General features: G+C 64.2%; 10 protein-coding genes. 7 read left to right on the top strand and 3 right to left on the bottom strand.

What is annotated here, in order from left to right; genetic code table 11:
* The first annotated feature begins 141 nt into the window (after window positions 1-141).
* The 4 genes from AKL29_RS17455 (at window position 142) to AKL29_RS17440 (ending at window position 4398) form a co-directional block, all read left to right on the top strand.
* Complete coding sequence (locus AKL29_RS17455) at window positions 142-924, top strand: thiazole synthase (protein ID WP_050385000.1); 783 nt, start codon at window positions 142-144, stop codon at window positions 922-924.
* Window positions 911-1519 (top strand): thiamine phosphate synthase, encoded by a 609-nt coding sequence (locus AKL29_RS17450; protein ID WP_050384999.1) that lies wholly within the window; start codon window positions 911-913, stop codon window positions 1517-1519. The genes AKL29_RS17455 and AKL29_RS17450 overlap by 14 nt, the downstream gene beginning before the upstream one ends.
* A gap of 128 nt (window positions 1520-1647) precedes the next feature.
* Complete coding sequence (gene thiC, locus AKL29_RS17445) at window positions 1648-3564, top strand: phosphomethylpyrimidine synthase ThiC (protein ID WP_050384998.1); 1917 nt, start codon at window positions 1648-1650, stop codon at window positions 3562-3564.
* Window positions 3565-4002: 438 nt separating this feature from the next.
* On the top strand, window positions 4003-4398 hold the full coding sequence (locus tag AKL29_RS17440) for a hypothetical protein (protein WP_028332607.1): 396 nt from the start codon (window positions 4003-4005) through the stop codon (window positions 4396-4398).
* Between the two features lie 90 nt (window positions 4399-4488).
* On the opposite strand, the gene AKL29_RS17435 is transcribed toward AKL29_RS17440, so the two are convergent.
* Window positions 4489-6159, bottom strand: coding sequence for a flavin-containing monooxygenase (locus AKL29_RS17435; RefSeq protein WP_050384997.1), 1671 nt, complete (start codon window positions 6157-6159; stop codon window positions 4489-4491).
* 226 nt (window positions 6160-6385) lie between these two features.
* Between AKL29_RS17435 and AKL29_RS17430 the strand changes: the two genes are divergently transcribed.
* Entirely contained in the window at window positions 6386-6781 is a 396-nt protein-coding gene (locus AKL29_RS17430) for a hypothetical protein (protein WP_050384996.1), read from the top strand.
* A gap of 95 nt (window positions 6782-6876) precedes the next feature.
* Here the strand turns inward: AKL29_RS17430 and AKL29_RS42860 are convergent, their stop codons facing one another.
* A complete protein-coding gene (locus AKL29_RS42860; protein ID WP_157346238.1) occupies window positions 6877-7038 on the bottom strand; it encodes a hypothetical protein in 162 nt (53 codons plus the stop codon).
* A gap of 62 nt (window positions 7039-7100) precedes the next feature.
* On the opposite strand from AKL29_RS42860, the gene AKL29_RS17425 reads away from it, so the two are divergent.
* The gene (locus AKL29_RS17425) at window positions 7101-7616 is read left to right on the top strand and encodes a mismatch-specific DNA-glycosylase (RefSeq protein ID WP_050384995.1); all 516 of its coding nucleotides are present in this window, start codon (window positions 7101-7103) and stop codon (window positions 7614-7616) included.
* Window positions 7617-7678: 62 nt separating this feature from the next.
* Here the strand turns inward: AKL29_RS17425 and AKL29_RS17420 are convergent, their stop codons facing one another.
* Complete coding sequence (locus tag AKL29_RS17420) at window positions 7679-8113, bottom strand: hypothetical protein (RefSeq protein ID WP_028332611.1); 435 nt, start codon at window positions 8111-8113, stop codon at window positions 7679-7681.
* A gap of 205 nt (window positions 8114-8318) precedes the next feature.
* On the opposite strand from AKL29_RS17420, the gene AKL29_RS17415 reads away from it, so the two are divergent.
* A partial coding sequence (locus AKL29_RS17415; RefSeq protein WP_152977637.1) for a YeeE/YedE family protein occupies window positions 8319-8735 on the top strand: 417 nt, incomplete at its 3' end.

Raw genomic sequence — 8735 nt, 5'->3', positions numbered from 1 at the left:
CCCGGCGAAAGCCGGGACCCATAACCACGACCGGTTATTGGCGGAACGAACGACGCCTCGCGTACCCCATTGCGAGGCCGCGGCGTATGGGTCCCGGCCTTCGCCGGGACGACGGCACGGTTTGAGGAGACACCACGGACCATGGTCACCTTCTACGGCAAATCCTTCCCGTCCCGCCTGCTGATCGGCACGGCGCTGTATCCCTCGCCTGCGATCATGCAGAACGCGATCCGCGCCTCCGGCGCCAGCATCGTCACGGTATCGCTGCGGCGCGAGGCGGCCGGCGGCAAGACTGGCGACGCGTTCTGGTCGCTGATCCGCGAGCTCGGCGTCACCGTGCTGCCGAACACCGCGGGCTGCCGTAGCGTCAAGGAGGCGGTGACCACCGCAAAGCTCGCGCGCGAATTGTTCGGCACGCCGTGGATCAAGCTCGAGGTGATCGCCGATAATGACACGCTGCAGCCCGATGTGGTCGGCCTGGTCGAGGCGGCCGGCATCCTGATCAAGGACGGTTTTGAGGTCTTCCCCTATTGCACCGAGGATTTCTCGGTCGCCTCGCGGCTGGTCGACGCCGGCTGCAGGGTGGTGATGCCATGGGCAGCACCGATCGGCAGCGCCAAGGGCATCACCAACCGCGACGCGCTGAAGCTTTTGCGCGACCGCCTGCCCGACATCACGCTGGTGGTCGACGCCGGCTTAGGGGCGCCATCGCATGCCGCCGAGGCGCTCGAGCTCGGCTATGACGCGGTGCTGCTCAACACCGCCGTCGCCAAAGCTGCCGATCCCGTTGCGATGGCCAATGCCTTCCGCCTCGGCGTCGAGGCCGGCCGCACCGCTTACGAAGCCGGGCTGATGGAAGCCCGCGACTTCGCCTCCCCCTCCACCCCTGTCGTTGGGACCCCGTTCTGGCATGCCGTATCCTGATCCGTTCTATCCCGTCGTCGACAGCATCAAGTGGGTCGAACGACTGACCAAACTCGGCGTCGGCACCATCCAGCTGCGCGCCAAGGAGCTCGACGATGCCGGGGCGCTGCAGATCGTCAGCGACGCGCTCGCGGTGACCAAGGGCACGCCGACCAAGCTCGTCGTCAACGACTATTGGCGCGCGGCGATCGTCGCCGGCGCCGAGCATTTGCATCTTGGCCAGGAAGATCTCACTGAGGCCGACCTCGCCGAGATCCGCAAAGCCAAGCTGACGCTCGGCATCTCCACCCATGACGACGCCGAGCTCGCCACCGCGCTCGCGGCCAAGCCGGACTATGTCGCGCTCGGCCCGATCTTCTTCACCACGCTCAAATCGATGCGGTTCGAGCCGCAGGGCATTCCGAAGATCACCGAGTGGAAGAAACGGATCGGCTCCATCCCCCTTGTCGCGATCGGCGGCATCAAGTTCGAGCACGCGGCCGAGATCTTCGCCGCCGGCGCCGACTCGATCGCCGTCGTCAGTGACGTCACCCAGAACCCCGACCCGGACGCGCGGGTCAGACAATGGCTCGGCCTCAGCGCGGAGGCCGCGTGATGCAGAAATTTCCACCGGCGTCATTCCGGGGCACGCGTAGCGTGAACCCGGAATCTCGCGCCACAACCTCGAGATTCCGCGGTCCTAACGGACCGTCCGGAATGACGACAAGATAAGGAGGATCCCTCATGAACATCCGCTCCAACCCCGACACCACCCGTCCCGCCGTCACGACCGGCCCGCTGCCCGCCTCGCGCAAGATCTTTGCGACGCCGGAGGCCGCGCCCGACGTTCGCGTGCCGCTGCGCGAGATCATACTGTCGGAAGGTGCCGGCGAGCCGAACCTGCCGGTCTACGACACCTCCGGCCCCTACACCGATCCGAACGTCACGATCGACGTCAATGCCGGCCTGCCGCGCGATCGGCTGGCCTGGGTCAAGGAGCGCGGCGGCGTCGAGGAATATGAGGGCCGCACCATCAAGCCGGAGGACAACGGCAATGTCGGCGCCGCGCACGCCGCCAAGGCGTTCACCGCGCACCACAGGCCGCTGCGCGGCCTCGACGGCCACAAGATCACGCAGCTCGAATTCGCCCGCGCCGGCATCATCACCAAGGAGATGATCTACGTCGCCGAGCGCGAGAATCTCGGCCGCAAACAACAGCTCGAGCGCGCCGAGGCCGCGCTTGCCGACGGCGAAAGCTTTGGCGCTGCGGTGCCGGCCTTCATCACGCCGGAATTCGTCCGCGACGAGATCGCGCGCGGCCGCGCCATTATTCCCTCCAACATCAACCATGCCGAGCTCGAGCCGATGATCATCGGCCGCAACTTCCTGACCAAGATCAACGCCAATATCGGCAACTCGGCGGTGACCTCGTCGGTCGAGGAAGAGGTCGACAAGATGGTGTGGGCGATCCGCTGGGGCGCCGACACCGTGATGGACCTCTCCACGGGGCGCAACATCCACACCACCCGCGAATGGATTTTGCGCAACTCGCCGGTGCCGATCGGCACCGTGCCGATCTACCAGGCGCTGGAGAAGTGCGACGGCGATCCCGTCAAGCTGACCTGGGAGCTCTACAAGGACACCCTGATCGAGCAGTGCGAACAGGGCGTCGACTATTTCACGATCCACGCCGGCGTGCGTCTCTCTTACATCCACCTCACCGCCAACCGCGTCACCGGCATCGTGTCGCGCGGTGGCTCGATCATGGCGAAGTGGTGCCTCGCGCATCACAAGGAGAGCTTCCTCTACACCCACTTCGACGAGATCTGCGACATCATGCGCAAGTATGACGTCTCGTTCTCGCTCGGCGACGGCCTGCGCCCGGGCTCGATCGCCGACGCCAACGACCGCGCGCAGTTCGCGGAGCTGGAGACGCTCGGCGAATTGACGAAGATCGCGTGGGACAAGGGCTGCCAGGTGATGATCGAGGGCCCCGGCCACGTGCCGATGCACAAGATCAAGATCAACATGGACAAGCAGCTCAAGGAATGCGGCGAGGCGCCGTTCTACACCCTCGGGCCGCTGACGACCGACATCGCGCCGGGCTACGACCACATCACATCGGGCATCGGTGCCGCGATGATCGGCTGGTTCGGCTGCGCGATGCTCTGCTACGTCACGCCGAAGGAGCATCTCGGCCTGCCCGACCGCAACGACGTCAAGACCGGCGTCATCACCTACAAGATCGCGGCCCACGCCGCCGACCTCGCCAAGGGCCACCCCGCCGCGCAGCTGCGCGACGACGCGCTGTCGCGTGCCCGGTTCGACTTCCGCTGGGAGGACCAGTTCAACCTCGGCCTCGATCCGGACACCGCGAAGAACTTCCACGACGAGACCCTGCCGAAGGAAGCCCATAAGGTCGCGCATTTCTGCTCGATGTGCGGCCCGAAATTCTGCTCGATGAAGATCACCCAGGACGTCCGCGACTACGCCGCGACCCTCAACGACAAGGAGCAACAGGGATTTGGAGCCGAAGGCGCTCAAATCCCGTCTTCAGAAATCGAAAAAGGCATGGCGCAGATGAGCGCCAAGTTCAAGGAGATGGGTGAGAACGTGTATCTCGACGCAGACAAGGTGAAGGAGAGCAACAGGGTGTTTTAACCCTCGCGCTCGTCATGCCCGGGCAAAACCTGGGCATCCATCGAAAACGAAAGGCCGGGTGAAAGCCCGGCCTTTTTGCTTCTAAAACATGATCCGGAAAAGTGCGAAGCGGTTTTCCGAAAAGATCATGCTCAAACAAGGAGCTAAAGCGCGATGACGATTCAACCTAATCTCATCGCGCCTTAGCGTTCACTAAATCCGTCGCGCGTCCGGATGGCCGCGGTCACGACCGGCCCAAAGCCACCAAGAGCGCCCCAGAACAATTGACCTGGATCAACGAAAGGCCCTTCATCTCACCGCATGCTGCGATGCTCAAAAAACGGTGAAAGCCGCGCAGGGCATGTTATCATGGCTCCCCTCAAATAGACGATTGAGCGACTTTCCACATTCGTTTTGCAGAGGTCCTGCAGCTTAATGACCATTTGATTGGAGAGTTTCATGAGAACCTTCAACGCCGTGCTATTCGTATTTCTCGTTGCGCAGGCGGCCTCGACACAGGCTGCGGATTTGAGCGGAGCCTGGACGATCGACGCCTCGGCTTGCAACCAGGTCTTCACCAAGGAGAACAACAAGCTCGCGTTCAGGAAAGATGCCGATCTCAACGCGGGCGGCCTGATCGTTCAGGGCAAGCAAATCACCGGCACGTTTCAGAAATGCACCGTCAAATCGCTGCATGATGACGGGCAGAATATCCGCGTGATTGCGGCGTGCTCGGACGGCGTCGCGATTTCGGACGTGTCATTCGACATAACACTCTCCGGCGAGAACAAGATCATACTCAGCTCCAAGGCACCGGTGCCCATTGAGACGCCGTATGTTCGCTGCTCGATGTGAGGTCGGCGGCGACAGCCGGAGAGCAACGCGGATGATCGGCTAGCGAAGGTCCTACGCTGCGCTTTGCGCGGACCCGTTGGCTAACCTACCCTATGACGCCGTCGCGCCAACGGTCGCTTGCACGCCGACCCGCGGCGCCGCGCCAAACTCGATCTCCTGATACCCCTTCTCCGCCACGCCGTTGATGATCCCCAAGAACTTCGGCGTGCCGCCGTTGTAGACGAAGTAGCGCACGGTGCCCTCCTCGTGGCCGGCGACGTTGGAGTTGTAGCCGGTGAACCAGCCCTTGGCTTTGCGCATCAGCATGATCTCGTACATCTTGACGACATGCGCGGTCCAGCGCTCTTGCGCTTCCAGCGTGGCGTCGGCGCGGGTCAGGCCGCGGTCCCACATGTATTGCAGCAGATTGGTGCACCAGTTGACGCCGTTCTCGATGCCGCGCGGAAAGTTCGTCGACGCCGAGGCGCTTTGCGGCCCGGTCGGCATCAACAGGTTCGGGAAGCCGTGCACGAGCATGCCGAGGAAGGTCGACGGCGCGTGCTTCCACTTGTCGGCGAGGCGCTCGCCGCCGATGCCCCTGATGTCGATCAGGTCATAGGCGCCGGTGATGGCGTCGAAGCCGGTGGCGTAGACGATGATGTCGAAGTCGAAGTCGCGCGCCGTCGTGCGGAGGCCATTTTCGGTGACGCGAACCAGCGGCGTCTCGGAGAGGTCGACGAGCTGCACATTGTCGCGATTGTACGCCTCGAAATATTGCGTCTCCAGCGGCAGGCGCTGCACCCCGAAGCCGTGATCCCGCGGGATCAGCTTTTCGGCGACATCAGGATCGTTCACGCGCCGGCGGATGCGGCCCGCGATGTATTCCGAGAGCTCCGCATTGGCGGCTTCATCCATGAAGATCTCGCGGAAGTTCGCGAGCCAGATGCCGAAGCCGGGCTCGTCATAGAGCTTGTCCCACAGCGCGAGGCGCTCCTCGCGGCTCACCTCGTAGAAGCCGCGCTTGTCGGGGCCGTGGACAAAGCTGCCCGGCGTCAGCGCGCAGGCAGCAAAAATCTCATCATAGCGGGCGCGGATGTCGGCCATCTCCTCGTTGGAGATCGCGGAGTTGTTGAGCGGGGCGCTCCAGTTCGGCCGGCGTTGAAATACGGTGAGCTCGCCGACCTTGTCGGCGATCTCGCCGATCAGCTGGATGCCGGTGGCACCGGTGCCGATCACCGCGACCTTCTTGCCGGCGAGATCGACCGGCTCGTGCGGCCAGTAATAGGTGTGGAACGAGCGGCCCTTGAAGTCCTCGATGCCCGGCACGCGCGGCATGGTCGGTGCGGACAAGAGCCCGATCGCGAGCACCACGAAGCGGCAGGTCAGTTCGCGGCCGTCACTGATTCTCAATTGCCAGAGATCGCGCGTCTCGTCGAACTGCATGACATCGACCTTGCAATTGAACTGCATGTGCCTGCGCAGGTCGAACTTGTCGGCGACGTAGTTGAGGTAACGCAGATTCTCGGGCTGGCCGGAGAAGCGCTCCTTCCAGTGCCACTCGTCGAGCAGCTCGCGCGAGAACGAGAAGCCGTAGGTGTAGCTCTCGGAATCGAAGCGGCAGCCCGGATAGCGGTTCCAGTACCAGGTGCCCCCGAGATCGGGCGCGGCTTCCAGCACGGTGGCATCGATGCCGAGATCGGCCAGCCGCTTGATCTGGTAGATGCCGGCGACGCCGGCGCCGACCACGATCACCTCGTAATGGGTTTTCGCCTCTCCCGTCATGTCCGCTCCAAAATTCTTCTTGATCTGTTGGGCTGGATTACAGACCCTTTTGCCCGGTCAGGCAACCGCGCCGCGGCGCGCGCGACTTGCGTTGAGGCGCTGCGTGCACCACATCGATCGTTGCGACTGAAGCGTAGCCGGATGAGCGTAGCGAGATCCGGGTTCATCCGTCCCGCATATCACTACGCTCATGCGGGCTACCTACCGCATCGTACGTTGGACCGACATGACCGACAATCTCACCGGCGTCTGGGACGGCAGCTATGTTCAGCCGAGCGGCATGGTCACGTTCCTGGCGACGCTGATCGACGCCGGCGGCGCGCTCGGCGGCAGCGTGACCGAACCGTGCGTGATGCCGGGCTGTCCGATCAGCACGCACAATGCCTCGCTCGCGGGTCACCGCTCCGGCAGCGCGGTGTCGTTCGTCAAACGCTACGAGCCGCCGGGCTACGGCTACAACACCGTGCACTATGAAGGCGCGGTCAATGCCGACGCGACCGAGATCGACGGCCGCTGGAGCATTCGCGGCACGGCGTTCTCGGGAAATTTTCTGATGGTGCGTTCGACTGGGCCGGCGCAGGCGGTGACGGCCGAAGACCAGATCCAGGAGCCGGTGCGGTAGCGCGTATTGGGACGCCATATGCGCCAGCCTGGCGGGCGAGGGATGCTCATACGATTTCGGAATATTGGAAATGTATCCCTGATTTGCCCGACGTGTCAAGGTACCGTATCGGACGGCGGCAGCCGCCAGCTCCTTTGCATGGGGTTGTTTTCGCTATTTTGGTCCTGCGCATCTGCGACGAACAGCCCGACGCTGGTTTCCACATCGTCATGGCCGGTGACGAGAACGGCGGAAATGGTAACGGTCGGGTCCGTCACGCCGGCGGCTCTTTCGCCGTAGCCCGATCAACGGTAACCAAGCGACTTCCGCCATCTCTCAAATGCCCGACAGCGACAGCCACCGCCTCCCCGACCAGCTCCGCGCCGATCTGCGGCTGGTGTTCGTCGGCACCGCGGCCAGCACGCGGTCAGCCGCCGTCGGGCATTATTACGCGCATACCGGCAACCGGTTCTGGCGTGCGCTGCATGAGGCCGGCATCACGCCGCGGCGCTATCGGCCGGACGAGTTCGTGGCGCTGCTCGCGCTCGGCATCGGCTTCACTGACCTCTCCAAGACCGGCGCCGGGATGGATCACGAGATCAACAGGCAGTCGTTCGACGTCGTCGGCTTCCGGACGAAGATCGAGACGTTTCGGCCGAAGATCGTCGCCTTCACCAGCAGGAAGGCGGCGAGCCTGTTCTACAACAGGCCGACCAGCGCGCTCGTGCTCGGTCGGCAGCCGCGCATGAGCGGTTTTCCCGAGGTGTTCGTGCTGCCGTCGCCATCCGGCGCGGCGTCCGGGCATTGGAGTTTGCAGCCGTGGCGTGAGCTCGCCGAGTGGATCACGGAATCGTAGGATCGTAGGATGGGTTTCGCTTCGCTCTACCCGTCCTACGAGATCGCTACGAGATCGAACGCTTATTCCTTCAACGTGATCGCAAGCCCGCTGAGGTCGACATTGGCCATCAGGCCGACCTGCTTGCCGCTCAGTTCGAGCACCGCGCCGTTCTGGTTGGTCAACAGGATGCCGCGCACGCCGGCGCCGAGCGCAACGCCCATGCCGGCCGCGGCATAGACGCCGTTGATGTCCTGCGGACGGCGGATATTGCGCACCCGCCCTTGCAACGTGGTCTGCGAGCCGCCGAACACGAGGCCATAGTCCAGCCCGCCGGCCGTGAGCCCATAGGTCTGGCCGTGGAAGGTCATGACGCCCTTGCCGGCGGAGCCGCCGAACACCCAGCCGCCCTTGAAGATCACGAGCGTCACCGCGCCCTCGTCAGCCAGGGCGGCGGACGTTCCGGTGAGCATCGCCAGCGCGAGCAGCGCGGCGCGGGCGACGGATGGCAATTTCATGGGATTCTCCGGACGAAGTGAGAGCGAATCGCGGCAACCCAACCGACCGGCAGCATCGCTGAAATGCCGCGAAACATGCGGGATTGCGCTTGTTCCTGATGGTGCGGAGTCTATCATCGCCTCGGCAGCCGCGCGACCACTGGCGCATGCGCGCCGACCGCTTTGCCGGATCGCTGAGGAGTTTGCGCAACAGGGATCTGCATCGATGCACGATTTCACCCCACTTTCCGGCCTCGCCGGCGGCGCGCTGATCGGGCTTGCCGCCGCGCTCTTGATGCTGCTGACCGGGCGGATCGCCGGGGTCACCGGCATCGTCGGCGGCGCGCTGCAGGCCGATACCGCCGACCGCAGCGCCGACCGTTCCTGGCGCATCGCGTTCATCGCGGGGCTGATCGCAGCGCCCCTGATTGCGGCGCTGTTCGGCGCGCCGCTGCCGCGGCCGGCGATGAACGCGAGCCTTGTGGTGGTCGCGATCGCGGGCCTGCTGGTCGGATTCGGCACAAGGATGGGCAATGGCTGCACCTCGGGCCACGGCGTCTGCGGCTTCGCGCGGCTGTCCGGCCGCTCGATCATGGCAACATGCATCTTCATGCTGACGGCGATCGCGACGGTCGCAATCGTC

Origin of the sequence: Bradyrhizobium pachyrhizi (assembly GCF_001189245.1) — a bacterium.
Classification (GTDB): domain Bacteria; phylum Pseudomonadota; class Alphaproteobacteria; order Rhizobiales; family Xanthobacteraceae; genus Bradyrhizobium; species Bradyrhizobium pachyrhizi.
The sequence above is the reverse complement of the archived record's forward strand: the minus strand, read 5'-3'. Positions and strand labels throughout refer to the sequence as shown.